We start from the raw sequence: 25,983 nt of genomic DNA, 5'->3' as shown, positions 1-25,983 counted from the left end.
AAAATCCCCCCCCAAGTAAGAATAGACCGTATAGAAATAAATTCTACACGGCCCTCCAAAAAACCTATTAAATTGATACGTTTGTCAACAGTCCCATCCGGCAGGTTTTTTTACTTACTTTAGGATTCCCGGGCAGATAAATGATTCAGCTGCGAAGCCAAGTCCCGGCTTGGAGGTTATTCTGCTGCTCATAGAATCCAAAGCATCGTTTACAAGATTAAGGCGGAATGCTATTATTGGGAAAATAAGTGAGTTCATTGCATCTCACAGGCTATTCCGAAGCGAAGGTGCTGATCCCATTGAGTCAGGTCCGGCAATGGAAGCTGCATGTCTGGGCGGCATGGCTTCTTTTTTTCTCGTATTCCTTGTTAATGATCTACTTGCTGTTCTTCGGATTCTCGCGATCCGCGCGAACGGAGAGGCTCTATAATCTGGTCCCTTTCAAAACGATAGGAAGCTATATCACGGACTTTCAATATTACCCGTTAGATCTCTGGATCATTAATGTTTTTGGAAATGTGGGGGCCTTCGTGCCGTTTGGGTTCCTGATCCCGATGTTATTTCGTTCTTATGACAGCTGGTTTTCTATTGCGAAGCTAATGTTCTGGTCCTTGCTGATAGTTGAATCCATCCAGTTCCTATTTAAAGTAGGCAGCTTTGATGTGGATGATATTATTCTGAATGTGCTCGGAGGGCTGTGGGGTTATGCAATCTATACAGCGACAATAAGCCGCAGTCGCAGACGCAAGCTTCAGAAATCATGGTAACGGACCAAATAAGCCCTTGAGAAGGAAAAATGGCAGATTATGCGGGAGAATTCGACATAATTCTACTTCAACCTTGGGCGTTCTTATGGTATAATGATACATTGTTATGCAAAAGTTTCGGTAGGGAGTGAACAGCTTTGTCTCTTATTGTAATGAAATTCGGCGGCAGTTCCGTTGGTGATGCGGAACGGATGAAACGTGTGGCCAACCGTGTAGTAGAGAGACAGCGGGAAGGCAACCAATGCGTTGTTGTCGTTTCTGCCATGGGTGATACAACAGACGATTTGATAGACTTGTCGAAGCAAATTTGTTCGGTAACGCCTCCTGCACGTGAAATGGATATGCTGTTGACTACGGGCGAGCAAGTATCGGTAGCATTACTGTCCATGGCAATCCAAAGCTTGGGCCAGCCGGCTCTATCCTTTACCGGATGGCAAGCGGGTATGTACACGGATGAGGTACACGGTAAAGCAAGAATTACGGATATTCAGCCTGAAAGAATTTTGAACGCTGTGAATCAAGGGAATGTTGTTATCGTAGCCGGATTCCAGGGTATGACGGCGGACGGAGAGATCACGACGCTGGGACGCGGCGGTTCCGATACGACGGCCGTTGCTTTGGCAGCCGCTATTCAAGCGGACGTCTGCGAAATATTCACGGACGTAGACGGCGTATATTCCACAGACCCACGCGTTGTTAAATGCGCGCGCAAGCTTCCTGAAATCACGTATGACGAGATGCTGGAGTTGGCGAATCTGGGTGCAGCCGTATTGCATCCGAGAGCAGTTGAGTATGCAAAGAACTATAATGTGCCGCTGGTGGTAAGATCCAGCTTTAATCATAATGCAGGTACGAATGTGAAGGAGGAAGCAGCGATGGAGCAAGGAATCGTTGTTCGCGGGATTGCAAGCGATAAAAATGTGGCTAGAATCAGTATCCTTGGTATTGAAGAAAAACCGGGGCAATTGGCAAAAGTGTTTACCGCTTTGGCTAAAGAGCAAATCGATGTAGATATTATCGTGCAAAGCGGTGTCATGAACGGGCAAGCGGACTTTTCCTTCACCGTCTCTCTAACCGATAAGGATAGAGCCTTGGAAGTTATTCAAAGCATCCGTTCCGAGGTGGGCTTCCGCGAAGTATCCTCCCAGGAGAACCTCGTTAAAGTATCCATCGTAGGGGCTGGAATGGTTAGTACTCCGGGAGTCGCTGCCAAAATGTTCGAGGTCATTTCCGCTCTTGGTCTTAGCATCAATATGGTCAGCACATCGGAAATCAAAACATCCTGCGTTATCGAAAACAGCCGCCTAAACGAAGTAATCCAAGCGCTGCACACGGCATACGGCTTGGATACGGATCAAACAGCATTTGTAGGCGGACCTCAAGACCGCAGATAATTCATTACTTCAGCTTGTCAAACATAAAGGTAAACAGCTTTAATAAGAAAGCGGTAATTCCTGCGGCCATCAACGGACCGACAGGAATTCCTTTTAAGAACAGAATACCGAAGATTGAACCGATAACAAGGCCCACAACAAGTTGTGGGTCTATTTTTAACAGCTCCAGCCCTTTACCATTCATATAAGTCGCTATGGCTCCACCAAGAAGCGCCAGGATCCCCGGCCAGGTGGTAAACATGCTGGTGACATCTTTAAAAGTGATTCGCTGGCTTGCAAACGGCACAAGCACACCCATCGTCAGGAAAAGCAGGCCAAGCTCCAGTCCCCGACGCTCAATGGTCGGCAGGAAGCGCTCTAAGTGGATCAGTTTTACAATGAGCAGCACACAGGCAGCTGTTGTAATAATTGGCGACCGCCCCAATAGACCGATAATGATGAGAACTAACAGCAGTATGTCTCCGTTCATCGTAGGACCCCTTGTCTCATAGACTTCCTTCTAAGTGTATGAGATGGACGAGTTTTTAGAACAAGAGACTCTATTAAATATGGTGGGAGACCGAAGATGCAACCAGCTTCCCTTCACGTACGACCGGAACCAGAGAGAGCGCATCCCTTTGTGCACAGTAATGGATGTCTTCAATGAAGCCCAGCTTGCTTAACCTTTTGCCGTTGGCACATTGCAGCAAAGCCTCCAATATGCCGGACTGCACATGGCGAAACGCGTGCAGCATGCTGAGTCCAAAATCATTCATGATAAAACCCGCACTGCCATTGCCTGCTAATTTGAGCATTTCATCTATGAGCTGGCCGGCACATAAGCCGTCCTCTAAGGCAAATACGTCCTGGGTCCCCGAACAAAGAATGACGATGTCTTTTTTGAGGCTTAACGCCTCTTCGGCACAAGCCTTTCCGTTTAGTAAGGATGCGGCGATGATGGTGCTTGCCTTATTCGCCTTTTGAATGGCTCTCGTCCCGTTCGTCGTTGTCATAATGAGGGTTTTGCCTGCAATAACGTCCTCTGTGTACTCTAAAGGCGAATTGCCGAGATCAAAGCCCGGTATTTTTTTGCAGGCTCTCTCTCCTCCCAGTATAAACCCCGGCTGATATAGCTGTTTGGCTTGTAATACGGTTTCAACCGGATAGATCGCTTTGCATCCATGGGCTAGTGCAGTGAGAATCGTACTGGTAGCACGCAGGACATCAATGACGATGACCGTTTTGTTGATAAGCTCATCTGCGCGCGCCTCATTGACGCTGGGTAGTACCGTAATTTCCACGCTTGGTGCCTCCTAAGAGTTTTTGCGCCAGCAAAAACTGGCTACGAAAGCATATGCTTCGTTTTTGCGCCTCAGTCCGCTATATTTCCCAATTCCCGTTAAAATCAGATGGGGCTGTTTCCTGACCCAAATGAAGCGTATCGGATCTCAGCCCCCGGCGAAGAGCCTCCAGCGAGATCAGGTCGGCAGGCGCAATGTTGCCCAAATGAATATCCGTCCCCAACGTGTTCAATAAATGGACCTGTTGATCTTTATGCGGAGCTTCCCATAGGAGCAGATGCTTGCTTGGCACCTGACGAAGCACCAGCTCGATAGCCTCATCCTTGCAGCCTCCCTGCTCGTCATAGATGCCGACGCCTTTGCCGGACTCCCGTCCTTCAATGGTAATAAGGCTCGCCCCTAATTCTGAATCGATAACTACCGTTTCAATCAAGTCCTCGATCTCGATGGAAGAGCCCCAGCATTTTTTTCCGTATTCCGTAATGACCGTATAGCCCAATTCTTTGGCGCGGCGAATTAATTCGCTTCGAACAGACCTATCCAATTCAATCGTGCCATCAGAGATTTCGAGTCCGTTGAATCCGAGAAAAGCGGCCATATCGAAAAACTCATCAACAGCGCCCTGGCTTATTGCGACCTCAAGAAACGTACCGCCGGGATAGATAATAATATCATGCTCTTTGACCATTTCAATTTTTCGTTTCAGCAGTGACGTGGAATAGAGCGGCGACGTGCCGAAGCCGATTTTTAACATATCCATATGATCTCCAGCTGTTTGCAATAAATCTTCAAGAGCATGAATGCCTAACCCTTTATCGATAACCATCGTCTTGCCAAGTTCTCTTGGCTTCATCGTACGTTTTCTCGTCGGATCGTTTAAAAGGGGATGCCACTTGACCTGTGACGTAACCTCCATGTCCTATCGCCTCGCTGTTTACATTTTTTGTATTGATTTATGTGTCATCATATGCAATTGCAATTAGGGGTGTGCCCATGATGCCTAAAATGAGACGAGCCTGCATAGATTAATAGAGAAGCTGATGATGACAGCTTGCTATTGATAAATAGAGGGAGGGAAAAGAGCAGTGATCAACAAAATCGTGCTCAGTATGGCATCGCTGCGACTGTTTTCAGGAACTATCGAAATTATGGCCGCACTAATCATGCTCAGGTTAAATCAGATTGACAAAGCGCTGATGGTGAATACCGGGTTAGCTATGGTAGGGCCGCTCGTTCTATTGACTACAACGACACTCGGATTGGTAGGACTTGCGGAAAAGCTATCATTCAGCAAAATGATCTGGGTTATAGCAGGAGTTAGCTGCATTTTTATAGGTATTTTGAAAAAGTAAATAGCATAATTACTTCGGCCAAGCATACACATGATTATGAAAGATGGACAGCTTGGGGGGATGAAAGAAATGCATTCGCTTCTCCGGCTTTTTTCTGTCCCTTTGCGCCAAAGACTAGCAACTCTACCAAACCGGATCATGCAGGAGATACAAGAGATTCGGGTGCGGGAAGATCGGCCGCTGGAAGTGGTATGGGGACAAAAGTACGGCTTCATCGCAGATTCCGGACTTTGTGAGGACCCGGCGCTTGCTTACAGGCCGACCAGGGACGATTGCTCAACCTTGCTGGAGATGCTGACACAGCATTCGCTTTATACCTTCGATGAAGAGCTAAGGCGCGGCTATATCACAGTGCAAGGCGGACACCGCATTGGAATAGCAGGCAGAACGGTACTGGAGCAAGGAAAGGTTAAGCTTCTGAAGGAAATTACAAGCTTTAATATCCGGATCGCAAGGGAGTTAAAAGGGGTTGGCAGCGGTGTGCTGCCTTACTTGGTGGATAGCTCGACCTCGGGGGTACACCATACGCTCATCGTTTCTCCGCCGCAGCAGGGTAAGACGACGTTAATTCGAGATCTGGCAAGACTGATCAGCTCGGGTGCAGCCGAGGATTCGATCCACCGGTTGTCGAGAGGCTGGAAGGTAGGCATTGTCGATGAGCGCTCCGAGATCGCTGCTTGCGATAGAGGAATCCCACGGTTTGATCTCGGGCCGCGAACCGACGTGCTGGACGGTTGTCCTAAGGCGGAAGGAATGATGATGATGATCCGGTCCATGTCACCGGAAGTGCTTATTGTAGATGAGATCGGCCGACAAGAGGATGCAGCGGCTATTCATGAAGCCATTCATGCCGGGATTCGTGTCATTGCAACCGCACACGGTCTGAATCATGGCGATGTCAGCAAGAGACCGGTTCTGCAAGAGCTGCTGAGCGAAGAAGTGTTCGAACGGATTGTCATTCTGAATAAACGATCCGGGGCAGGGACGGTGGAAGGGATTTACGATGCCAAAGGAAAACGGTTGGAGCTGGCAAAAACAGCGGGAACCTTGACGCCCTATTCGGTATCGGGCCAGATGGATAAAAGGTTGGGAAAGGATAGTCTTATCGATTGGACAGGGAATGCCGCTTTCCAGGTGAGCGGCCGCTCGTCGAAGGGAAGGAGGGAGTAACTTGCTGAAGCTTCTCGGAGCGATGATGATTTTGCTGTCGGCCACCTTATTCGGATTTTATCAGGCGCAGCAATATTCCCGGCGGCCCAAGCAAATTGGCGATGTTATCAGGGCTCTTCAAAGACTGGAAACCGAAATCGTATATGGCTTCACTCCATTGCGGGAAGCTCTGATGAAGGTAGCCAGTTCCTGCCCCCAGCCGGTCACTGCTATCTTCCGTCATACAGCGGAGGAGCTGGGGCAGGCAGGCGGCCGCCCCGTTCAGCAAATATGGCAGCAGTCGCTTCAAGAGCATTGGAAGCATACTTCCATGAAGGCGGGTGAGCAGGACATCGTTCGCCAGTTGGGCTTCACCTTGGGCTTATCGGATAGTGCAGATCAGGTGAAGCATCTGCGGCTGGCGATCCAACAGCTGCAGGGCGAGCTGGATGGCGCAGAAGAGGAGCGCAAGAGATATGAGGGCATGTGGAGGAGCTTGGGCCTTCTTATGGGAGCTTTGGTCGTCATTCTGATGTATTAATCTGCAACCGCTACTCAGGCGAAGCAGAGTCGGTTGTCAGAGGGACTGCAACCGTTACTCAAGCGAAGCGGAGTCGGTTGTCAGAGAGACTGCAACCGTTACTCAAGCGAAGCAGAGTCGGTTGTCAGGGAAGCAAGCTGCGGTAAGCCGGGCAATAAGGTTAAAGATGTAGTTAGAGGCTAGGAGTGAGGTGCCACGAATGAACGTAGATGTGAACGCGATATTTCAGATCGCCGGAATCGGAATCATTATCGCGATGATTCATACCGTGCTTAAGCAGATGGGCAAAGAGGATATGGCGCACTGGGTTACCTTGATAGGATTCGTTGTCGTGCTGTTTATGGTTGTCAGCCTGCTTGATAACTTGTTCAAGGAAATCAAAACCATTTTTTTATTCCAGTAGATGCGGGTGAGACACAGTGGAGATCGTACAAATCGTAGGTCTGGGCTTAATCGCTACCATACTGGTACTGATCATCAAGGAACAGAAGCCTATATTCGCCTTCCTTCTGGCCGCGTTTACGGGCATCGTCATCTTCTTGTTTCTTATAGGCAAGATCGCATCCGTCATTCAAATTCTGGAGGATCTTGCCGTGAATGCGAATGTCAATATGATTTTTCTGAAAACGATCCTGAAAATTATCGGCATCGCGTATATCGCCGAATTCGGCGCTCAAATCGTCAGGGATGCAGGTCAGGAATCCATCGCTTCGAAGATTGAATTATCCGGCAAAATCCTGATTATGGTTATGGCCATACCGATTGTGTCCGTCATTATTGAAACGGTGGTCAAGCTGCTGCCCGCCTAAGTATATGGTCCCGGGAGATGAAGCAAATGCTGCTCACAATGTCGTACATGGAGAAATGGTTCCGGAGAAGGGCGGCCAAGCCTCTGCTGCTTCTGCTGTGCCTCATCGGCCTCTCGTTGGCCGGGGATCCGTTAGCTTACGGTCTCACGGACAATGCCGGCATAGTGCAGGCTACACCCGTAGAGCAGATCATTAAAGAACAGGCAGAAAGGCTGAATACCGATCGGGTGGAGCAATATTGGAATCAGCTGATGAAAACGTACGGCGGGTATTTTCCCGACAGTAAGACCCCAACGTTTATGGAGCTGCTTACAGGCTCCAAGGGTTTAGGGTTAAGCTCCATATTCACGGGAATTGTCCGCTACCTGTTTCATGAGCTTTTGTACAACGGCAAGCTGCTTGCATCCATTGTCGTACTGTCGATGTTCAGCATGCTGCTCGAGACACTGCAAAGCGCGTTTGAGAAAAATACCGTCAGCAAAGTAGCCTACGCAATTACATTTGTCGTACTGATGATCATGGCTATCAACAGCTTCAGCGTAGCCATAGGTTATGCCAAAACGGCGATAACGGACATGATTCACTTTATGATAGCGGTCGTTCCGCTCCTGCTGACCTTGCTGGCTTCAATGGGGAACGTCGTATCGGTCTCTGTGCTTCATCCGCTCATCATCTTCATGATTCATGCCGTAGGAACCGCAATCTATTTGGTTGTTTTTCCTCTGCTGTTCTTCTCGGCCGTACTTCATATAGTAAGCTCGCTGACAGATAAATACAAAGTCAATCAGCTAGCCAATTTACTGAGGAACGTGAGCGTGGGCTGCCTGGGCGTGTTCGTGACGGTGTTTCTCGGCGTCATCTCCATCAGAGGGGCGGGGAGTGCGGTAGCAGACGGGGTTACGATCCGAACGGCCAAATATATTGCGGGGAACTTCGTTCCTGTGGTTGGGAGAATGTTTTCCGATGCTTCGGAAACCATCATCGGAGCTTCGCTTCTGGTGAAGAATGCAGTAGGACTGGCCGGTGTCGTCATCCTTTTGATCCTTTGCGCTTTTCCGGCATTGAAAATAATGGCGCTTGCCTTGATATACAACGTGTCTGCAGCGGTGCTTCAGCCGCTCGGGGACAACCCGCTAATTACTTGTCTTGAAACGATAGGCAAAAGCCTGATCTATGTATTCGCCGCTTTGGCTGTTGTGGGGCTGATGTTCTTCCTTGCCATTACGATCTTAATAACGGCCGGCAATTTGTCCGTCATGATGCGATAGGCATTAGGAAAGGAGCTTGGACATGGAATGGTTAGGCGGCTGGCTTAAATCCATTGTGCTGGTAATCCTGCTCGCAACTTTCGTCGATATTCTGCTGCCGAGTCAATCGATGCAACGATACGTCAAGACCGTCATCAGTTTATTCATTTTACTGATCCTGCTGCAGCCCTTGCTCTCCATTTTCCAAAAAAATGTTCCTCTTGATCAGCTGCTGGCGGATGCATTTAACACCAAAGGCGGCGGACTATTCGCTTCCATGGGGTCTCAGGAAAATTCCATGATGTCCCTTGGAAGCATCCAGCAGCAAGCGGAGCAGCTAAAAGCCCGGCAGGAGCAGCAGTCCCAGCGAATCGCGCAGCAGCAAATAGAAGATTTGATGAAACGCGGCATTGAACAAAGCGCTGCCGTTGATGTTCAAAGCGTGAAGGTACAGACGGCCAAGGACAGCAGCGGACAGCTGCAGATTGTCAGAGTCGATGTCAGTGCTGCTCCACGGGCCCCGACAGAGCCTGCGAAGCCTCAAGGAACCGATTCTATCAAAAACGTCACCGTTGAGCCTGTGCAGCCGGTAGTCGTTCAGATTGTACCCGATAGCAAATCGGAAGGGAAGAATTCGAAGGATCTGCCGGCATCTGCAAACGGCTATGAACAAGAAAGCACGCAGATTCGGATGTCGATCAATAAAGAATGGCAGGTGCCGCTTAGTCAAATTTATGTTGACGTAGCTCAAGATAAATGGAAATCGTAAGCCGAGTAAATGGAGGCTGAGGAGGTGTGAGCGATGGGTGGTTTTATGAAATGGATGGAGACTTGGTTAGGCGGAGGGCCGAACGGCACGAAGCGGATAAAGACGTTTCGATGGCTGATTCTGCTTGGGCTTGTGGGAGCAGCGTTTATGATTCTCAATTCTTTCATCACGGTGAAGGATGTTGACCCCATCAATGAAGGGAGGGCTTCCCCGGATCCTCCTGCTCAGCCTGCCTTTACCTCCTCTGCCAGCAAAGAACGTTCCGCATTTCGGGACTATGAAGCTGCTTATGAGAATCAGCTTAAGGAGATTTTAACAAAAATTGTAGGGGTGGGAGAGGTGGAAGTGCTCGTTACGATCGACTCCACGGAAGAGGTTACGGTAGAAAGAAATACCAAGGAAACCCAGCAGGTAACAAATGAAAAAGACCAGCACGGCGCCACCCGCCACATTACGGATGTCACACGAAGCGGCGAGGTCGTTTTATATGAAGTATCCAACGGCAAGCAGCCGCTTGTTCAAAAATACATCAAGCCCAAAATAAGGGGGGTCTTGGTTGTAGCTAAAGGCGCCGAGAATTTAACGGTGAAAAAAATGATTACCGAGGCAGTGGAAAGAGGCTTGGACGTTCCGGCCAACAAGATTTCAATCTTACCCCGTAAGCAATAAAGATTAAAATATATACCCCACATTCCAAGGAGGAATAAAAAGATGAATACGAAAAGGCAAACAATTTGGTTGGTTTCGATGCTCAGCTTGATGGTCGTGCTCTCCGCATACTATTTATTTACCGAGGATGTAAACAAGCTGGAAATGAACTCTACGAGCACTGCACCCACAGCCAAAGAAATTGTCGTCAATACCAATGACTTGAATGGCAAGCAAACACCGGCCGATCCGAAAGCAGATGTTAATACGGATGACAAAACGGGCGCAGCCGCTCCGGAAGCCAAACAATCCGGATCAACCCAAACAACGCAGGATCCAAAAGCAAGCAGCACGAAAACAGATCCTACGTCCTCAACCAAGACAGACACAAAGGCTAAAACCGATGCAGCTCCCAACAGCCAATCCACTTCTAAAGCCAATGAACAAGTAAGCCCGGCTGACGCCAAGGTGCTGCAGCAAGTCCAAACCCAGGCGAAATCCGGTACCGACTACTTCATCAATCTGGGCTTGAAGCGCGATGAGGAAATTGCCAAGCAGTCCGAGAAATGGGTCACAATTCTCTCTGATTCCAAGCAAACGCAAGAAGCCGCAGCCAATGCGGCGGCCGAACTGCAAAAGCTTCAGGATAATGAAACCAAGATAACCAACCTTGAAGAAAGCTTGATGAAGGACTTTCCGCAAGCCGTAATCACGCAAGAATCCTCGAAATGGAGAGTGACGGTGCAAAGCGCCAAGCTTGAAAAAAGCCAGGCGGTCAGCATTGTTGAGAAAGTAATGCAGGAAATGAACGTTAGCCCGGACAAGGTTGTCGTTCAATATGTACCTTAAGGTCAATTAGTGCATAGAAGGAGCAGGACGGTTTCCGAGGATCCTCCGGATCTTTGAAACCGTCCTGTTCTTTGCGGCTTGCTGTGAATCATGCGTCATGCTGGCCGTGCTTCCGCATATAAAGGATGTAAGAATAAACTCTTTTCTTCAAGTAAGATTGTGATATAATAACAACGTCGTTGTTTCACCATCGTTGAAGGAGTGAATCTTGTGTTTAAATTAAACGAAATTAAAGAATTGATACAGCTTATTGATCAAAGTTCCTTACATGAATTGGAAATTGAGAATGAAGGCTCCCGCCTTACACTTCGTAAACCAAATAAAACGGAATCTGTAGTTGTTACAGCAGCACCTGTTCAACAAGCCTTCACCCCTGTGATCGGACAGCAGTCTATCCAGCAGCCGCAGGCTGTACAAGCCCCTGCCGCTGAGAGTGCTCCGGCAGTGTCCAAGCAAGAAGCTGGCCTACATACTATCGTATCTCCGATGGTCGGTACATTCTATGAAGCACCGTCTCCGGGTGCAGCGTCCTTTGTGACCAAAGGCAGTGCGGTTAAGGAAAAAACAGTTGTATGCATCATCGAAGCTATGAAGCTTATGAACGAAATCGAAGCGGAAATCAAAGGTGAAATCGTAGACGTTCTAGTTGAGAACGGACAATTGGTTGAGTACGGACAGCCTTTGTTCCTGGTTCGCCCGCAGTAAAGCTGGGCCCATTGTTCGAAACCAAAGCCTAGCGTATGCCTAGTTTTGCTGCGAGCAAAACTCAGAGTTACAGCTTTCGAAGAAAGCTTTGCAAATGCAAAGCTAGAGCATATGCTTACGACGTTAGTTTTGCTACAAGCAAAACTCAGAGTTATAGCTTTCGAAGAAAGCTTTGCAAATGCAAAGCTCTCAGGAGGAGAAAATCAGTGAAGTTTCAAAAAATACTTATCGCCAACCGAGGAGAAATCGCAGTACGCATCATAAGAGCATGCCAAGAAATGGGCATTTCGACTGTTGCGGTTTATTCTGAAGCGGATCGCGAGGCACTGCATGTTCGTCTTGCCGACGAAGCCTACTGCATCGGACCTACTCTGTCCAAAGACAGCTATCTTAATTTGACCAATATTTTAAGTGTAGCCACTTTGACCGAGACGGATGCGATCCATCCCGGCTATGGATTTTTAGCCGAAAATGCGGATTTCGCGGAAATTTGTGAAAGCTGCAATATTACATTTATCGGGCCGTCAGCTGATGCTATCAGCCGGATGGGGGATAAATCGGTCGCGAAGCAAACGATGAAGGACGCCAATGTTCCTGTTATTCCCGGATCAGACGGACTTGTCGAGGATATGGAGGATGCTATCCGCATCGGACGCGAGATCGGTTATCCTGTCATTATCAAAGCGACTGCAGGCGGCGGAGGCAAGGGTATCCGTATTGCCGAAAACGAAGAAATGCTGATCCAGCAAATTACGACCGCGCAGCAGGAAGCCCAAAAAGCTTTCGGTAATGCCGGCGTGTACCTGGAGAAATACCTGACGGGTATGAAGCATGTGGAGATCCAGATTTTGGCGGACAAGCATGGCAATGTTGTCCATCTTGGAGAGCGTGACTGTTCGGTTCAACGCAGACGCCAAAAGCTGGTTGAGGAAGCTCCTTGCTCTACCTTGACGCCGGAAATCCGCAAGCAGATGGGTGACGCGGCTGTTCGCGCGGCGCAGGCCGTTAATTATTCGGGAGCGGGTACGCTAGAGTTCTTGCTCGGTCCGGACGGAAAGTTCTACTTTATGGAGATGAATACGCGCATTCAGGTTGAGCATCCGGTAACGGAGCTGATTACAGGCATCGATATTATTAAAGAAATGATTCATGTAGCTCAAGGCGAGCCGCTGTCCTTCTCTCAAGAGGATGTGCAAATTAACGGCTGGGCTATCGAATGCCGTATCAACGCGGAAGATTCGACGCGCAACTTCATGCCATCAGCAGGTCAAATCCAGTTTTATTTGCCTCCGGGCGGATTTGGAGTGCGTGTAGACAGCGCGGCTTACCCGGGATACACGATCCCTCCGCATTACGATTCGATGATTGCCAAGCTGATCGTATGGGGGAAAGACCGTAACGAAGCCATTCATAGAATGAAACGCGCTTTGTCGGAGTTTACGATCGAGGGGATTCATTCCACGATTCCTTTCCATATGAAGCTGCTCGAGCACAAGAAATTTATTGCCGGCGACTTCGATATCAAGTTCCTAGAAGAGCATGATGTGAATGATCCTAATTCGTAATCTGTCATTTGTCATATATTTAGGATAATGGTATAGTAATCGATAAGACAAGTTTTGTGAAATGACGCATATGCATTAAGTAAGCGCTGATTTGCTTACGGTCGCTAACAAGCAGCAGGTATTGACTTCAAGGTCTTTGCCTTTCAGCGTCTACTAAGTATGTTTTGCTGTCGCAAAACTTCCAAGGAGGATCCTTTTATGACAACCATTGCTGCCGATTATGAAAAAACTGACATGGGCACGATTCAAATTGCTCCTGAGGTTATCGAGATCATTGCCGGAATGGCGACCATCGAAGTGCCTGGCGTAGCCGGGATGAGCGGTGGATTCGCAGGCGGTATCGCTGAGCTTCTGGGTCGCAAAAATATGTCCAAGGGCGTTAAAGTGGATGTAGGCCAGCGCGAAGCAGCGATCGATGTATCGATAGTGATTGAATTCGGCACCAGAATTCCTGAAGTGGCTTCCGGTGTGCAGCAAAATGTTAAACACGCGATAGAGTCAATGACAGGTTTGAGCGTTGTACAAGTGAATGTACATATTCATGATGTCATCTTCAAAGGCGCAGACAAAGTGGAAGAGGTTGAAGTTACGCCTAACCGAGTCAAGTAGACACGTAAATATGCTCTTGGCAAACCCCCTTCAAGCCGTAAGGGGGTTTCCTCTAATTCGGAAGGAGTCCGGTTGTGTGATCAAAGTAATTGACAGATTGCTCTTATTCCTATTTAGTCTGGCTGTTTTGATCGGGTGCGTGGTGATGTTATTTTGCGCATTCGGATGGATTTCTTTTGATAACGCCAAAAACTTCGCTTATGATGTCTATTATGATATGGATACGGCGCTTATTTTTATTGCTGTAACCGTTATTCTTGCCTTGATCAGTATTCGTTTTTTGTATGTATCAGTACGCAGAGGCCGGTCCAATGTGCCATCGATTGACCAGCGAACGGACTTCGGCGACATTCGCATTTCCATGGAAACGGTAGAAAATTTGGCGCTTAAGGCTGCTCGCCGCTCCCGCGGTGTAAAGGACCTGAAAGCGCGAGTGAAGGTAAGTCCGGCCGGGCTCGAAATTATTATTCGCGCGATTGTGGACGGGGAAAGCTCCATCCCGCAATTGACGGAGGAAATGCAATCCGGCATTAAAGAGCATATAGAAGAAATCACCGGTATCCCAGTTGCCCAAGTAACGGTGTTCGTAGCGAATATTCAACAGGCATCCCCCACTTTTAAGAGTAGAGTGGAATAGAGGTGAGCTCCCGGATGTGGATACAGCTATGGGAACAACTATGGGCTAATCACAGAGGCAAAACGATGTTGTCCATCGTCGGAGTGCTGCTCGGAATCATCTATTTGATTTGCGGACTATGGGATATGTTAATTTTTGTCCTTATCGTATATACTTGTTATCATATAGGGAAAAGAGTCGATCGGGGCGAGCCGGCAGTTCCCATTGTACAAATGTGGCGCTGGCTAATGGACAAATGGAGATTGTTTAGATGAAATCCCTGGTTCTTTCCAAGGATTTTTTTGTTTGATTAGGCAAAACAATTTCATCGGAAGCCCGGTACTAGTGAAAAAGCATTCCTTTTAAGGGAAAGCTAGATAATGCTTACGAAGACAGCTTTCCCTTCGGGAAAGCTCTTAGGAGGAAACTTATTTAATGAGAAGAAGATTGGCAAGGGAACTGGCGCTGCAAAGCCTGTACCAAATGGAAATGAACGAAGTGAGCGCAAGAGAAGCCATCGCTCATGTGGTGGAAGAGGCACAAACGGAAGATGAAGCCCAATTGACCAAGGAGCAGGACAAAATCGCTGCTCATGACGTGACCGAGCTGGTAGAAGGTACGATCTCGCGCAAGGAGCGGATCGATGAGCTTCTGATGGACTATTTGAAGGGATACAAAATGGACAGGCTGTCCAAGGTCGACCGCGAAATCTTAAGACTGGCTACATATGAAATGGTTTACCGCGAAGACGTTCCACCGAAGGTTGTCGTCAATGAAGCGATTGAATTGGCTAAGCACTTTGGTTCGGAAGAGTCGGGCAAATTTGTTAATGGGGTATTAGGGAAGATGATCAAGGAGCTTGACAGCATTAAGGCCAAAAGCCTGTAAGGGTTGATCAAATTCATTACCAAACAGTTGAGAGGGGAATTCTTTCATGCCGGCGCAAGTCATTAACGGAAAAGAAATTGTAAGTGCTTATCGTGCACAAATCAAGGAAGAAGTAGAGCAGCTGAAGAAAAACGGATGCCATCCGGGTCTTGCTGTTGTTATTGTCGGCGATGATCCGGCTTCTCATGTTTATGTGCGGAATAAAGCCAAAGCCTGTGAAGAAGCGGGGATTTACTCCGAAGTCCACAGCCTGCCGGAGCATACTTCGGAAGCGGAAGTGCTGGCTTTGATCGAGCAGCTGAACGGAAATGACCAAATCCACGGCATTTTGGTCCAATCGCCTTTGCCTAAGCATATTTCCGAGGAGAAAATTGTTGAAGCAATCGCTGTTGAGAAGGATGCGGACTGCTTCCATCCGGTGAATGTCGGGAATCTGATGATTGGCAAGGAAGGCCCTGCTCCTTGTACGCCGGCGGGGGTTATCGATATTTTAAAACGGGTAGGCGTTGAGATTGCAGGCAAGCATGCGGTCGTTATCGGCCGAAGCAATATTGTCGGCAAGCCTATGGCCATCCTGCTGCTCAGAGAAAATGCAACCGTAACGGTTGTGCATTCCAAAACCCCTAATATGGCGGAGATTACCCGTCAAGCGGATATTTTGGTAGCTGCCGTAGGGAAACCGAAAATGATCAAAAAAGAGCATGTCAAACCGGGTGCTGTCGTAGTCGATGTCGGTATTAACCGGTTGGATACGGGCAAATTGGCAGGCGATGTCGATTTTGACGATGTGCTTGATACCGCAAGCTATATTACACCGGTTCCTGGCTGTGTCGGTCCGATGACGATTACGGTTTTGCTTCGAAATACATTGGAAGCGGCAAAGCGTGCTGCTGCACAATCCAAAGTGAACGGATAAGCGATGAGCCAAAAATCGATATTCTCTATTAAAGAGCTTAATCGTTACATAAAAATGAAGCTGGAGAGCGATCATGTCATCCAGGATGTATGGGTGCGAGGGGAAATCTCGAATTTTACCCATCACTCCAGCGGTCATATGTACTTTACGTTAAAGGACTCGGACAGCCGGTTAAAAAGCATCATGTTCGCCTCGTACAATCAGCGGCTCGGATTTATTCCGAGAGAAGGCACCAAGGTGCTTGCTTGCGGCAATATTTCGGTGTATGAAAGGGACGGGCAATATCAATTTTATGTGACGCAAATGCAGCCTGACGGTATCGGAAGCTTATATTTGGCTTTTGAGCAGCTGAAAAAAAAGCTGGAGAACGAAGGGCTGTTTGCCGTCTCCAAAAAGAAAGCCATCCCCCGCTATCCCAAGGCGATCGGAGTCATCACTTCGCCTACGGGAGCGGCGGTAAGAGATATCATCATCACACTGCAGCGGCGTTATCCGAACGTGCCCGTGTTATTGTATCCCGTTCTCGTACAGGGAACCCAAGCGGCACCTTCCATCGTCAAAGCGATTGAAGCAATGAACGAAATGAATGAGGTAGATGTCCTGATAGTCGGACGAGGCGGAGGATCGTTGGAAGAGCTATGGGCCTTCAATGAAGAGAAGGTGGCGCGGGCGATATTCGCATCGGCTATTCCGATCATTTCTGCCGTTGGCCATGAAACCGATTTTACGATTGCGGATTTCGTAGCGGATCTTCGGGCAGCGACGCCTACAGCGGCTGCGGAATTGGCCGTCCCTCACCATATGGAGCTTAAGCAGCAGCTGAGCTTTTTGAATCAGCAGTTATATGGCGGCTTGTCCAATCAATTGAAACGCAGCCGCGAGAGGCTGCAGCGGATTCGGCGTTCGCCGGTGCTTATCAATCCGAGACGGCAGCTGTTACTGCAACCGATGGAACGATTGGATCGTACTAAAGAGCAGCTGGGCTTTCAATTGCGTGGGAAAATCGCCAAGCTGCAGGAACGGCACATGAGACTGGATAAGCGTCTATCCGCCTTTAACCCCAAGGAGCAAACGGTGTATGCCAGAAAGCGCCTCGACGGTGCAGGCAAGCAGCTGCTCCAAGCTATGCAGCAGGCTAAGAAGCATAAACAGCAGCAGCTCATATCCGTAATGCGGCATTTGGATGCGCTAAGTCCTCTGAAGGTCATGCAGCGCGGATATAGTCTAGTATATGATGAGAGCGAGAAGCAATTAATAAAATCCATACAACAAGTGCAACTTGGGGATGTACTTAAGCTGCGGCTGGTCGACGGGCAAGTGGATTGTCATGTGTGGTCAATGGAGGAGAAGCAAAATGACAAAACCGGAAACGACACCTAGCTTTGAAGAAGCTATGGACAAGCTTGAAGAGATTGTAGCCAGGCTGGAAAGCGGAGACGTTCCGCTGGAGCAGGCGATTGAGCTGTTTCAGGAAGGGATGAAGCTATCCCAGCTATGCGGACAAAAGCTCGAGCAGGTCGAAAGAAAAATAGAAATTTTGATGGATCAGGAAGGCGGACTGGTCAAAAAACCGTTCAACCCTTCAGCTGACGAGAAAGGTGAACTTAAATGAGCACGGACTCTTCCATACAACACTATTTAGAGCAAAAGACAGCATTGATTGAAGCGGAATTGGCCGAATCATTGCCGGAAATATGGAATATTCCTGACAGCCTGCGCGAATCCATGATGTATTCCCTGATGGCAGGGGGAAAGCGGCTGCGTCCGATTCTGGTGCTGACAGCGGTGGAAGCGTTAAAGGGAAGCATCGAGGAAGCGATTCCGGTAGCTCTTGCCGTTGAGATGATTCACACGTATTCGCTTATTCATGACGATCTTCCTGCCATGGATAACGATGATTACCGCAGGGGCAAGCTGACCAATCATAAAGTGTACGGGGAGGCTATGGCTATTCTGGCCGGAGACGGGCTGCTGACCCACGCCTTTTATTCGATTGTGCAAGCTTACCGCGCTTATGGCGTACCTGCCGAGACGATCGTTGAGATTGTTGAAGATTTGTCCAGGCTGGCGGGAGCGCCGGGGATGGTTGGCGGACAAGCGGCGGACATGCTGGGCGAGCAGGGTATTACCGGCTTGGAGCAGCTGGAATATATCCATCTGCACAAAACCAGCGATCTTATCGTCTTCTCCTTGAAGGCAGGAGGGCACCTGGGTGGTGCGACTCCAAAGCAGCTTCAGGCTCTTGAAAAGTTCGGACAGCATATCGGGCTCGCGTTCCAAATTCAAGATGATATCCTTGATGTGATCGGTGACGAAGAGAAACTGGGCAAGCCTGTCAAAAGCGATGAAAAACAGCAAAAGGTGACCTATCCGTACTTCGTCGGTATTGAAGCATCCAAAGAAAAGGTGGTTCAGTTAACCGAACAAGGCAAGCAGGCGTTGATCGATGCAGACTTCCCTTATGTGGACAGATTGCTTCAGCTTGCCGATTATTTGATCCAAAGAGATCATTAGAAGTACAGTGATGCGCTGGAATCAGTGTCCTTTCATGGAGGTTTCATTTGAGGGGAAATTGACCGTGTGTTATAATGGGTTCAACCATTTTCAAGATTTTCGTACCAGTTGACAGGTTCACTTTTCCCGGTTCGGCATATAGATTTTAAATTCAATCAAGGAAGCGAGGGAACAAGCGTGCTGCTCGAACAAATCAATCAGCCTGAAGACTTGAAGAAGCTGTCTATGGAGCAACTGGAGCAACTGGCTGCAGAAACCAGACAGTTTCTTGTTGAAAAGCTTTCAGTCACTGGTGGACACCTCTCGTCTAACCTTGGAGTCGTTGAGCTTACAATTGCGCTGCATTACTTGTTTAATAGTCCCTATGACAAATTTATTTTTGATGTGGGACATCAATCCTATGTTCATAAAATGTTTACCGGACGTATGGACAAGTTTGATACTTTGCGTAAATACAAAGGAATGTGCGGATTTGTAAAACGCTCCGAGAGCGAACACGATGTCTGGGAAGCCGGACACAGCAGTACTTCCTTATCGGCAGCTATGGGGATGGCCATGGCGCGGGATTTTAAAGGCGAGAAGAATAAGGTCATCGCCATTATCGGCGACGGAGCGCTGACAGGCGGAATGGCCTTTGAAGCCATGAACCATATCGGTCATGAGAAAAAGAATTTGATGGTCATTTTGAACGATAATGAAATGTCCATTGCTCCTAATGTAGGGGCTCTTCATAACTATTTGGGTAAAATCCGGTCGGACCGCAACTATGTGAAGGTGAAGGAAGAAGTCGAGTATTTGATCAAAAAAATACCGGCAATCGGAGGAACTCTGGCCAAAACGCTGGAGAAGCTTAAGGATTCGCTGAAATATATGGTTGTTAGCGGCGTATTGTTTGAAGAGCTGGGCTTTACTTATTTCGGACCTGTTGACGGGAACAACCTTCCGGTATTACTGGAAACCTTGAAGCAGGCTGAAAAGGTGGAAGGGCCGGTTATGGTTCATGTCCTGACTCTTAAAGGCAAGGGCTACACGCCTGCGGAAAAGGACTCCTATGCATGGCATGGAGCCAGTCCGTACAAGATCGAATCCGGCCAAATGCTGAAAGTCGTCGGACCGCCGATGTATACGGAGGTTTTCGGCAATACTTTGATTGAGCTTGCCAAGCAGGACGATCGAATCGTTGCCGTGACTCCAGCCATGCCAGGCGGTTCCGGTTTGAACGGCTTTGCGAAGCAGTTTCCCGGTCGTATGATCGATGTGGGTATTGCGGAACAGCATGCCGCCACTTTATGCGCGGGCCTCGCTAGCGAAGGAATCAAGCCTGTATTTGCGGTGTACTCTACCTTCCTGCAACGTGCATACGATCAGGTAGTGCATGATATTTGCCGTGCCGACCTGAACGTTATTTTCGCAATTGACCGCGCCGGCTTCGTCGGACCTGACGGAGAGACGCATCAGGGCGTGTACGATATCGCTTATTTACGCAGCATTCCTAATATGGTTTTGATGATGCCTAAGGACGAGAATGAGCTGCGGCATATGCTCAAAACTTCTGTCGAATATAATGAAGGTCCTATCGCAGTCCGCTACCCGCGTATTGCCGGACTTGGCGTGTCTATGGATGAACCGCTTCATACGATTCCAATCGGCAGCTGGGAAGTCTTGAGACCAGGGGACAGTGCTGTGGTGCTGGCTGTCGGTCCAATGATTCCTATCGCCATGGAAGCGGCAGAACAGCTGAGCAAAGAAGGAATCCAGCTCCGCGTAGTGAACGCAAGGTTCATCAAGCCTATGGACGAAGCGATGCTGCTTCAGCTTGCCAAGGAGCATCTTCCAATCATCACGTTGGAGGAAGGCGCTCAGATGGGCGGCTTCGGCAGTGGCGTGCTCGAGTTTTATTCCAGCCAAAGCATTTATGGATTGCAGATTAAAATTATCGGAGTACCGGATTATTTTGTAGAGCACGGCTCTGTTGGGGAGCAGCGCAGAGAGGTCGGTCTTACCGTTGAACGTCTCGTATCCGATGTGCAAGCGCTGATGCCTCGCAAACGCCAGCGTGCATAAGGCATGCACGAGAAAGTAGGAGCAGCAATAGATGGCAGCAGATAAAGAACGTTTGGATGTATTGCTCGTTGAGCAGGGTTTTTTTGAATCGAGGGAAAAAGCTAAGGCGTCAATCATGGCCGGCCTTGTATTGGTCGATGATGAGCCGTTGGATAAAGCGGGTACGAAAATTGCCCGCTCCTCCAAAATTGTTGTGAAAGGCGCCATCCACCCCTATGTAAGCCGCGGCGGGTTGAAGCTGGAAAAAGCGTTAAAGCAATTCCAGATCGACCTGAACGGCGTAACGATGCTGGATATCGGGGCGTCTACAGGCGGGTTTACCGACTGTGCACTGCAAAACGGCGCATCCTACGTATATGCTATTGACGTAGGGTACAATCAGCTGGATTGGTCTTTACGCAGCGATTCCCGTGTAAACGTCATGGAGCGTACTAATTTCCGGTTTATGCAGCCTGCGGATTTACAGGGTCCGAGCCCATCGTTTGCTTCCATCGATGTATCGTTCATATCCTTGAAGCTGATTTTGCCCACACTCAAAACATTGCTTCAAGAGAATGGTGAAGTGGTTGCTTTGATTAAACCGCAATTTGAAGCAGGTCGGGAGAAGGTTCCAAAGACCGGGGTTGTTCGTGAGCCTGCGGTTCATACGGAAGTGCTGCAGACCGTATTAAGCTTTGCGGCGGATACTGGTTTTGTGCTGAAAGGATTGACATTTTCGCCGATTAAGGGCGGGGAAGGCAATGTTGAATTTTTGGCCTATTTCCGCTGTAACACCGATGAAGCCGTGGTTTATCCCGAAGCTATTGAGGAACAAATTCAGCAAGTGGTCAGCGATGCGCAAAAGCTTCAAAACTCATCAAACTGATGAGTTTTTTCCGTTTTTGGAGGATATTGCTCCTGTTTTCTCGAATACTAAGGCTTGAGGTGAAGGGATGCCATGCAGAACGGGGACGGTTTAGTCATCTTTCTCATTGTAGTGGTATTGGGAACCTGGCTTTTTATGTATGTTCGGGGGCGCATGAAGGAAACAGTGGAGCAAGGGCTGTATCCTGTTCCGGAGGCTCAGGAAGTGCCTGAGGACGAAGCAACGCGGCTGCTTGAAAGCGCAGGCTACACGGTGGTTAGCGGCAAACAGCGTATCCCCATGCAGATCACGGTCAACGATGATGAACAGCTGCATAGCCGATTGTTTATTGATTATTTTGCTGAACGTGACGGTCTTTATTACGCGGTTAAAGTAGCTAAGGATCGTAAGCCGATCGAAATGACGGGAAGCTCGGTTCGGGATCACTTGCTCGTCTATCAGCTTCTGTATCCGCAAACATCAGGAGTTCTTTACCTCGAGTTACAACAGAATAGAGTAAAACGGATTGTTTTTCACATGAATATGGATTCGGATGAAGAAGAGACGGTATAATTGAATAATGTCCTGCAGGAAATCGCAATGCTTACGGAGTGAGTTTTACTTCGTAAAACTAAGCAACGCTTACGAAGTGAGTTTTTACTTCGTAAAAACTAAGCAACGCTTACGGAGTGAGTTTTTACTTCGTAAAAACTAAGCAACGCTTACGGAGTGAGTTTTTACTTCGTAAAAACTAAGCAACGCTTACGGAGTGAGTTTTTACTTCGTAAAAACTCTTAGGAGGTAAATAATGAAAGGCCAAAGGCATATCAAAATTCGGGAAATCATCACGAACAATGAAATCGAGACGCAGGACGAGCTGGTGGAACAGCTTAAGGCAGCAGGTTTCCCCGTGACTCAAGCTACGATATCGCGAGATATCAAGGAGCTGCATCTCATCAAAGTGCCGCTCGATGACGGCCGTTATAAATATTCGGTTCCTGCCGATCAACGCTACAATCCCATGCACAGACTCAAGAGAGCGCTCAACGATCATTTCGTACATATCGATTACACAGAAAATTTGGTCGTAATGAAAAGCTTGCCTGGAACAGCCAATGCCATCGGTGCGCTAATAGACAGTCTGGAATGGAACGAAATCATGGGAACGATTTGCGGAGACGACACCATTCTAATTATATGCCGAACCAAAGAGCAGAGTGGAATGGTTGTCAATCAGATTTTATCCATGCTGAGTTAACGGGAGAGAGAGAACGATGCTTCTTGAGATGTCGATACGGAATTTAGCGGTTATTGAAGCCGTCCATTTGCATTTTCGAAAAGGGTTTCACGTGCTTACAGGGGAGACCGGCGCCGGAAAATCGATCATTATCGATGCTTTAACCTTAATCGCCGGAGGAAGAAGCTCTGCAGATCTGGTTCGCTATGGCAGTGACAAGGCTACTATCGAGGCATTGTTTCAGATAGAAAGCGGACATCCGGTGTGGGGCACTCTGTCCGAGCTTGGAATCGAAGCCGATTCGGAGAATCATTTGATCATACGGCGGGAAATTACTTCCCAGGGAAAAAGCACAAGCCGGATTAACGGTCAGCTTGTCAATTTATCCGGTTTGAAGGAAGTAGGAGAATGGCTTGTTAACATTCATGGTCAGCACGAGCATCAATCCTTGTTTCATGTGGAAGAGCATATCCGCTGGCTCGATATGTTCGGTGACAATGAAATTGGGCCGATCAAGCAGCAGTACCAGCAAGCTTTTGAGAAGTATTCTCATATACGCAAAAGCCTTAAGGAGTTAGAGGAAACCAGCAAGCAATCGCTGCAAATGCTTGATTTATATCGCTTTCAGGTTGAAGAAATTACATCGGCCCAATTAAAACGCGGCGAAGATGAATTATTATTTGAAGAAAAACGCAAACTAGCAAATGCGGAAAAATTATACCAGCACGCCGCTGATGCCTATGATCTTTTATATTCAGGGAATAAAGGCCTGGATGCGATTAATAAAGCCATTCAAAAGCTGGAGGATATAGCCGGACTGGATCCGGATAAGCTGAAGCCGCTGGTCGAGCAGGCACAAAGCGCCTATTATCAGCTGGAGGATGCGGCATACCAAATCCGTGATTACAGGGATGATATCGAGTTCAATCCGGCCCGCCTGGAATACATTGAACAAAGACTCGATACGATTGCGACCTTAAGAAGAAAGTACGGAGAAAATGTAGACGAAATATTGAAGTACTTGGAGAAGGTCACAGCAGAGCTGGATATGATCGAGAATAAGGACGAAAAACTGCAGGAGCTGCAAAAAGAAGAAGTTGCGGCCTTATCCAAGGCTCAGGAGCTGGCAAGACAGCTGTCCGAGAAAAGGCAGCTCATCGCTGAGCGGCTGGCGCAAGAAATTGTAGCTGAACTGCGGGATTTACATATGGAAAGAACCCAATTTAAAGTTCAAATTCTTTACCGGGATGAGGCATTGACCATCGATGGTGCCGATGAGGTTGAGTTTCTGATCTCAGCGAATCCGGGAGAGCCGCTGCGAAGCTTGAGCAAAATTGCATCCGGCGGGGAAATATCCCGGGTTATGCTTGCCTTGAAATCGATTTTCGCTCGAATGGACCGTATTCCTGTATTGGTGTTTGACGAAGTCGATACCGGGGTCAGCGGGCGTGCCGCACAAGCAATTGCCGAGAAAATGTCCAAGCTGTCGCGTGGCTGCCAAGTATTCTCCATCACCCATCTGCCTCAAGTGGCTTGCATGGCGGATGCCCATTACCGGATTCATAAAAACTCGGACAACGAACGCACGTTTACTCATGTAGATGACCTGAAGCAAGACGGCCGCATTCATGAATTGGCCCGTATGCTGGGCGGTGTCGAAGTAACGGGCAAGACGCTGGAGCATGCTCAAGAAATGTTGGATTTGGCTAACGAAAAGAAATCAAGGATGTAAAGGATCAAGCGTGGCATCATTTTCACTTATAAAAGGGTGGGCGTGAGGTTAACTTAATTGTACACAAGCGGCAATATACAGGGCCGCAGCGAAGGAAGCAAGGGAGCGTGACACCGTGAGTTCCAAACACAGAAAAAGAATGATTGGATTAATGCTCGTCTTCTTCGTTTGTCTAGGGAGTTTATCCACGCCTTTCCAAAGCTTTGCATCATTCCCCGAGGAGCTTAGGCTCTTCACAGGCCAGCAGGCTCATCTTCAGTTAGCTATGCCGGTCAGCGCGCAAGTGACAGTGAACGATCCGGAAATTTTGAAGGTTAACGGTTCGGCCAAGCACTCATTCCAAGTGGATCTTCATCACCCTATTTCTTTGGAATCTTACAAGGCGGGCCAAGCGGAAATGAAGCTGAAGCTCTTCGGTAAAATTCCTTTAAAAACCGTCAAGGTTAGTGTAGTACCTGATTTAAAAGTGATACCCGGCGGCCAAACCATCGGAGTGAAGCTAAAATCAGCAGGCGTCCTTGTCGTTGGTCATCATCTTGTAGCTGTTGCTGAGGACAAAAAGATTTCACCGGGTGAGGATGCCAAGATACAGCTTGGGGATCTTATCGTCAAAATTAACGGAAAGCCTCTGAAGGAAATATCCAAGGTTGCCGAATTGACAGCCGAGGCAGGCAGCAGTAAGAAGCCTTTAACTTTAACTGTCAAACGTAACAATGAACTGATTGATATTCAAATTTACCCTTCCTATGATATTGTAGATAAGGCTTATCGATTGGGGCTGTACATTAGGGACTCAGCGGCAGGCGTAGGGACGTTGACCTTCTATGCGCCGGATCAAGGGGTATATGGAGCTCTGGGTCACGTCATCACCGATATGGATACCCAGACCCCTATTGCTGTAGGATCCGGGGAAATTGTGCACTCCAATGTTACCTCCATCTCCAAAAGCCAGAACGGCGAACCGGGAGAGAAGCGGGCTCAATTTTCAAAAGAAAGCAAGGTCTTAGGCAACATTGAGAAAAATACCCCGTTCGGCATATTCGGCAAAATGGGGGAGCTGCCTGATCACGGGCTCACCAAGGAAGCACTGCCCGTAGCTTTCGCTGAGGAGGTTAAGGAAGGCTCCGCCCAGATCTATACGGTCGTTAACGGTCAAAAGGTGGAGAAGTTCGATATCGAGGTTGTTCATGTCGCCAAGCAGGATTACCCGGCTACTAAAGGGATGGTCATCAAAATTACCGATCCGCGCCTGTTGGAAAAAACAGGAGGCATTGTTCAAGGGATGAGCGGAAGTCCCATCATACAAAACGGCAAAGTCATCGGAGCGGTAACCCACGTATTCGTCAATGATCCTACAAGCGGCTATGGCTGCTACATCGAATGGATGCTCCAGGACGCCGGGATCATGCTTAGAAATACCAAAGAAGAGCTAAAGGCAGGATAAAAGCCTTTAGTTTTTCTTTTTTGTTGACTTCTTTACAGTTTTGT

30 protein-coding genes are annotated in these 25,983 nt (G+C 48.3%); 27 read left to right on the top strand and 3 right to left on the bottom strand.

From position 1 onward, the window contains the following. The first annotated feature begins 248 nt into the window (after nt 1-248). Nucleotides 249-767, top strand: a complete 519-nt coding sequence (locus tag GGC63_RS27225) for a VanZ family protein (RefSeq protein WP_318781131.1) — start codon at nt 249-251, stop codon at nt 765-767. A gap of 137 nt (nt 768-904) precedes the next feature. Continuing rightward, the gene (locus GGC63_RS27220; RefSeq protein WP_192704975.1) at nt 905-2,161 is read left to right on the top strand and encodes an aspartate kinase; all 1,257 of its coding nucleotides are present in this window, start codon (nt 905-907) and stop codon (nt 2,159-2,161) included. A 4-nt stretch (nt 2,162-2,165) separates the two neighbouring features. Here GGC63_RS27220 and GGC63_RS27215 read toward each other — a convergent pair whose 3' ends face one another. The 3 genes from GGC63_RS27215 to GGC63_RS27205 form a co-directional block, all read right to left on the bottom strand. Then, the gene (locus tag GGC63_RS27215; RefSeq protein ID WP_079910810.1) at nt 2,166-2,630 is read right to left on the bottom strand and encodes a DUF441 domain-containing protein; all 465 of its coding nucleotides are present in this window, start codon (nt 2,628-2,630) and stop codon (nt 2,166-2,168) included. A 73-nt stretch (nt 2,631-2,703) separates the two neighbouring features. Then, nucleotides 2,704-3,441, bottom strand: coding sequence for a 2-phosphosulfolactate phosphatase (locus tag GGC63_RS27210; RefSeq protein WP_192704974.1), 738 nt, complete (start codon nt 3,439-3,441; stop codon nt 2,704-2,706). Nucleotides 3,442-3,520: 79 nt separating this feature from the next. Beyond that, nucleotides 3,521-4,357: a phosphosulfolactate synthase gene (locus GGC63_RS27205; protein ID WP_079910808.1), complete on the bottom strand. Its 837-nt coding sequence runs from the start codon at nt 4,355-4,357 to the stop codon at nt 3,521-3,523. Between the two features lie 169 nt (nt 4,358-4,526). Between GGC63_RS27205 and GGC63_RS27200 the strand changes: the two genes are divergently transcribed. The 25 genes from GGC63_RS27200 (at nt 4,527) to spoIVB (ending at nt 25,939) form a co-directional block, all read left to right on the top strand. Beyond that, the gene (locus tag GGC63_RS27200) at nt 4,527-4,793 is read left to right on the top strand and encodes a YqhV family protein (protein ID WP_079910807.1); all 267 of its coding nucleotides are present in this window, start codon (nt 4,527-4,529) and stop codon (nt 4,791-4,793) included. A 69-nt stretch (nt 4,794-4,862) separates the two neighbouring features. Continuing rightward, a complete protein-coding gene (gene spoIIIAA / locus GGC63_RS27195) occupies nt 4,863-5,963 on the top strand; it encodes a stage III sporulation protein AA (protein WP_192704973.1) in 1,101 nt (366 codons plus the stop codon). Nucleotide 5,964: 1 nt separating this feature from the next. Further along, nucleotides 5,965-6,483 carry a stage III sporulation protein SpoIIIAB gene (spoIIIAB, locus tag GGC63_RS27190; RefSeq protein WP_192704972.1) on the top strand — a complete coding sequence of 173 codons (519 nt, stop codon included), beginning with the start codon at nt 5,965-5,967 and terminating at the stop codon, nt 6,481-6,483. 199 nt (nt 6,484-6,682) lie between these two features. Continuing rightward, nucleotides 6,683-6,886, top strand: a complete 204-nt coding sequence (gene spoIIIAC, locus GGC63_RS27185) for a stage III sporulation protein AC (RefSeq protein ID WP_079910804.1) — start codon at nt 6,683-6,685, stop codon at nt 6,884-6,886. A gap of 16 nt (nt 6,887-6,902) precedes the next feature. Beyond that, a complete protein-coding gene (gene spoIIIAD, locus GGC63_RS27180) occupies nt 6,903-7,292 on the top strand; it encodes a stage III sporulation protein AD (protein ID WP_079910803.1) in 390 nt (129 codons plus the stop codon). Nucleotides 7,293-7,318: 26 nt separating this feature from the next. Then, the gene (spoIIIAE, locus tag GGC63_RS27175) at nt 7,319-8,560 is read left to right on the top strand and encodes a stage III sporulation protein AE (protein WP_225948526.1); all 1,242 of its coding nucleotides are present in this window, start codon (nt 7,319-7,321) and stop codon (nt 8,558-8,560) included. Nucleotides 8,561-8,582: 22 nt separating this feature from the next. Further along, complete coding sequence (gene spoIIIAF, locus GGC63_RS27170; protein WP_192704971.1) at nt 8,583-9,308, top strand: stage III sporulation protein AF; 726 nt, start codon at nt 8,583-8,585, stop codon at nt 9,306-9,308. A 33-nt stretch (nt 9,309-9,341) separates the two neighbouring features. Further along, nucleotides 9,342-9,977, top strand: coding sequence for a stage III sporulation protein AG (spoIIIAG, locus tag GGC63_RS27165; protein WP_079910800.1), 636 nt, complete (start codon nt 9,342-9,344; stop codon nt 9,975-9,977). A 42-nt stretch (nt 9,978-10,019) separates the two neighbouring features. After that, complete coding sequence (locus GGC63_RS27160) at nt 10,020-10,805, top strand: SpoIIIAH-like family protein (protein WP_192704970.1); 786 nt, start codon at nt 10,020-10,022, stop codon at nt 10,803-10,805. Between the two features lie 210 nt (nt 10,806-11,015). Continuing rightward, entirely contained in the window at nt 11,016-11,510 is a 495-nt protein-coding gene (accB, locus tag GGC63_RS27155) for an acetyl-CoA carboxylase biotin carboxyl carrier protein (RefSeq protein WP_192704969.1), read from the top strand. A 206-nt stretch (nt 11,511-11,716) separates the two neighbouring features. After that, nucleotides 11,717-13,075 (top strand): acetyl-CoA carboxylase biotin carboxylase subunit, encoded by a 1,359-nt coding sequence (gene accC, locus GGC63_RS27150; protein WP_079910797.1) that lies wholly within the window; start codon nt 11,717-11,719, stop codon nt 13,073-13,075. 198 nt (nt 13,076-13,273) lie between these two features. After that, complete coding sequence (locus GGC63_RS27145; RefSeq protein ID WP_079910796.1) at nt 13,274-13,684, top strand: Asp23/Gls24 family envelope stress response protein; 411 nt, start codon at nt 13,274-13,276, stop codon at nt 13,682-13,684. Between the two features lie 76 nt (nt 13,685-13,760). Then, complete coding sequence (gene amaP / locus GGC63_RS27140; protein ID WP_192704968.1) at nt 13,761-14,321, top strand: alkaline shock response membrane anchor protein AmaP; 561 nt, start codon at nt 13,761-13,763, stop codon at nt 14,319-14,321. 14 nt (nt 14,322-14,335) lie between these two features. Next, nucleotides 14,336-14,575, top strand: a complete 240-nt coding sequence (locus GGC63_RS27135; protein ID WP_192704967.1) for a DUF2273 domain-containing protein — start codon at nt 14,336-14,338, stop codon at nt 14,573-14,575. Between the two features lie 160 nt (nt 14,576-14,735). Beyond that, complete coding sequence (nusB, locus tag GGC63_RS27130; protein ID WP_192704966.1) at nt 14,736-15,188, top strand: transcription antitermination factor NusB; 453 nt, start codon at nt 14,736-14,738, stop codon at nt 15,186-15,188. Nucleotides 15,189-15,234: 46 nt separating this feature from the next. Then, nucleotides 15,235-16,104 (top strand): bifunctional methylenetetrahydrofolate dehydrogenase/methenyltetrahydrofolate cyclohydrolase FolD, encoded by an 870-nt coding sequence (gene folD, locus GGC63_RS27125; RefSeq protein ID WP_192704965.1) that lies wholly within the window; start codon nt 15,235-15,237, stop codon nt 16,102-16,104. Between the two features lie 3 nt (nt 16,105-16,107). Next, complete coding sequence (xseA, locus tag GGC63_RS27120; RefSeq protein ID WP_192704964.1) at nt 16,108-17,484, top strand: exodeoxyribonuclease VII large subunit; 1,377 nt, start codon at nt 16,108-16,110, stop codon at nt 17,482-17,484. Further along, nucleotides 17,459-17,716: an exodeoxyribonuclease VII small subunit gene (xseB, locus tag GGC63_RS27115; protein WP_079910790.1), complete on the top strand. Its 258-nt coding sequence runs from the start codon at nt 17,459-17,461 to the stop codon at nt 17,714-17,716. The genes xseA and xseB overlap by 26 nt, the downstream gene beginning before the upstream one ends. Next, nucleotides 17,713-18,618 (top strand): polyprenyl synthetase family protein, encoded by a 906-nt coding sequence (locus GGC63_RS27110; RefSeq protein ID WP_079910789.1) that lies wholly within the window; start codon nt 17,713-17,715, stop codon nt 18,616-18,618. The genes xseB and GGC63_RS27110 overlap by 4 nt, the downstream gene beginning before the upstream one ends. 177 nt (nt 18,619-18,795) lie before the next feature. After that, on the top strand, nt 18,796-20,682 hold the full coding sequence (gene dxs, locus GGC63_RS27105) for a 1-deoxy-D-xylulose-5-phosphate synthase (protein ID WP_192704963.1): 1,887 nt from the start codon (nt 18,796-18,798) through the stop codon (nt 20,680-20,682). A gap of 31 nt (nt 20,683-20,713) precedes the next feature. Further along, the gene (locus GGC63_RS27100; RefSeq protein WP_192704962.1) at nt 20,714-21,547 is read left to right on the top strand and encodes a TlyA family RNA methyltransferase; all 834 of its coding nucleotides are present in this window, start codon (nt 20,714-20,716) and stop codon (nt 21,545-21,547) included. Between the two features lie 72 nt (nt 21,548-21,619). Beyond that, a complete protein-coding gene (locus GGC63_RS27095; protein ID WP_192704961.1) occupies nt 21,620-22,099 on the top strand; it encodes a hypothetical protein in 480 nt (159 codons plus the stop codon). Between the two features lie 235 nt (nt 22,100-22,334). Further along, nucleotides 22,335-22,784, top strand: a complete 450-nt coding sequence (gene ahrC / locus GGC63_RS27090) for a transcriptional regulator AhrC/ArgR (protein ID WP_225948523.1) — start codon at nt 22,335-22,337, stop codon at nt 22,782-22,784. Between the two features lie 16 nt (nt 22,785-22,800). Beyond that, a complete protein-coding gene (gene recN, locus GGC63_RS27085; protein WP_192704960.1) occupies nt 22,801-24,495 on the top strand; it encodes a DNA repair protein RecN in 1,695 nt (564 codons plus the stop codon). 115 nt (nt 24,496-24,610) lie between these two features. Next, nucleotides 24,611-25,939 carry a SpoIVB peptidase gene (gene spoIVB / locus GGC63_RS27080; protein WP_318781130.1) on the top strand — a complete coding sequence of 443 codons (1,329 nt, stop codon included), beginning with the start codon at nt 24,611-24,613 and terminating at the stop codon, nt 25,937-25,939. The last annotated feature ends 44 nt before the right edge of the window (nt 25,940-25,983 follow it).

It is taken from the genome of Paenibacillus sp. OAS669 (assembly GCF_014873645.1).
In the GTDB taxonomy this organism is placed as follows: domain Bacteria; phylum Bacillota; class Bacilli; order Paenibacillales; family NBRC-103111; genus Paenibacillus_S; species Paenibacillus_S vulneris.
The sequence above is the reverse complement of the archived record's forward strand: the minus strand, read 5'-3'. Positions and strand labels throughout refer to the sequence as shown.

Excerpts from the sequence above, each read along its gene's own strand:
- GGC63_RS27215 (WP_079910810.1), bottom strand. The coding sequence starts at position 2,630 with ATGAACGGAGACATACTGCTGTTAGTTCTCATCATTATCGGTCTATTG.
- GGC63_RS27205 (WP_079910808.1), bottom strand. The coding sequence starts at position 4,357 with ATGGAGGTTACGTCACAGGTCAAGTGGCATCCCCTTTTAAACGATCCG.
- spoIIIAA (WP_192704973.1), top strand. The coding sequence starts at position 4,863 with ATGCATTCGCTTCTCCGGCTTTTTTCTGTCCCTTTGCGCCAAAGACTA.
- spoIIIAC (WP_079910804.1), top strand. The coding sequence starts at position 6,683 with ATGAACGTAGATGTGAACGCGATATTTCAGATCGCCGGAATCGGAATC.
- spoIIIAE (WP_225948526.1), top strand. The coding sequence starts at position 7,319 with ATGCTGCTCACAATGTCGTACATGGAGAAATGGTTCCGGAGAAGGGCG.
- spoIIIAF (WP_192704971.1), top strand. The coding sequence starts at position 8,583 with ATGGAATGGTTAGGCGGCTGGCTTAAATCCATTGTGCTGGTAATCCTG.
- spoIIIAG (WP_079910800.1), top strand. The coding sequence starts at position 9,342 with ATGGGTGGTTTTATGAAATGGATGGAGACTTGGTTAGGCGGAGGGCCG.
- GGC63_RS27160 (WP_192704970.1), top strand. The coding sequence starts at position 10,020 with ATGAATACGAAAAGGCAAACAATTTGGTTGGTTTCGATGCTCAGCTTG.
- GGC63_RS27145 (WP_079910796.1), top strand. The coding sequence starts at position 13,274 with ATGACAACCATTGCTGCCGATTATGAAAAAACTGACATGGGCACGATT.
- GGC63_RS27135 (WP_192704967.1), top strand. The coding sequence starts at position 14,336 with ATGTGGATACAGCTATGGGAACAACTATGGGCTAATCACAGAGGCAAA.
- nusB (WP_192704966.1), top strand. The coding sequence starts at position 14,736 with ATGAGAAGAAGATTGGCAAGGGAACTGGCGCTGCAAAGCCTGTACCAA.
- folD (WP_192704965.1), top strand. The coding sequence starts at position 15,235 with ATGCCGGCGCAAGTCATTAACGGAAAAGAAATTGTAAGTGCTTATCGT.
- xseA (WP_192704964.1), top strand. The coding sequence starts at position 16,108 with ATGAGCCAAAAATCGATATTCTCTATTAAAGAGCTTAATCGTTACATA.
- xseB (WP_079910790.1), top strand. The coding sequence starts at position 17,459 with ATGACAAAACCGGAAACGACACCTAGCTTTGAAGAAGCTATGGACAAG.
- GGC63_RS27110 (WP_079910789.1), top strand. The coding sequence starts at position 17,713 with ATGAGCACGGACTCTTCCATACAACACTATTTAGAGCAAAAGACAGCA.
- GGC63_RS27100 (WP_192704962.1), top strand. The coding sequence starts at position 20,714 with ATGGCAGCAGATAAAGAACGTTTGGATGTATTGCTCGTTGAGCAGGGT.
- GGC63_RS27095 (WP_192704961.1), top strand. The coding sequence starts at position 21,620 with ATGCAGAACGGGGACGGTTTAGTCATCTTTCTCATTGTAGTGGTATTG.
- ahrC (WP_225948523.1), top strand. The coding sequence starts at position 22,335 with ATGAAAGGCCAAAGGCATATCAAAATTCGGGAAATCATCACGAACAAT.
- recN (WP_192704960.1), top strand. The coding sequence starts at position 22,801 with ATGCTTCTTGAGATGTCGATACGGAATTTAGCGGTTATTGAAGCCGTC.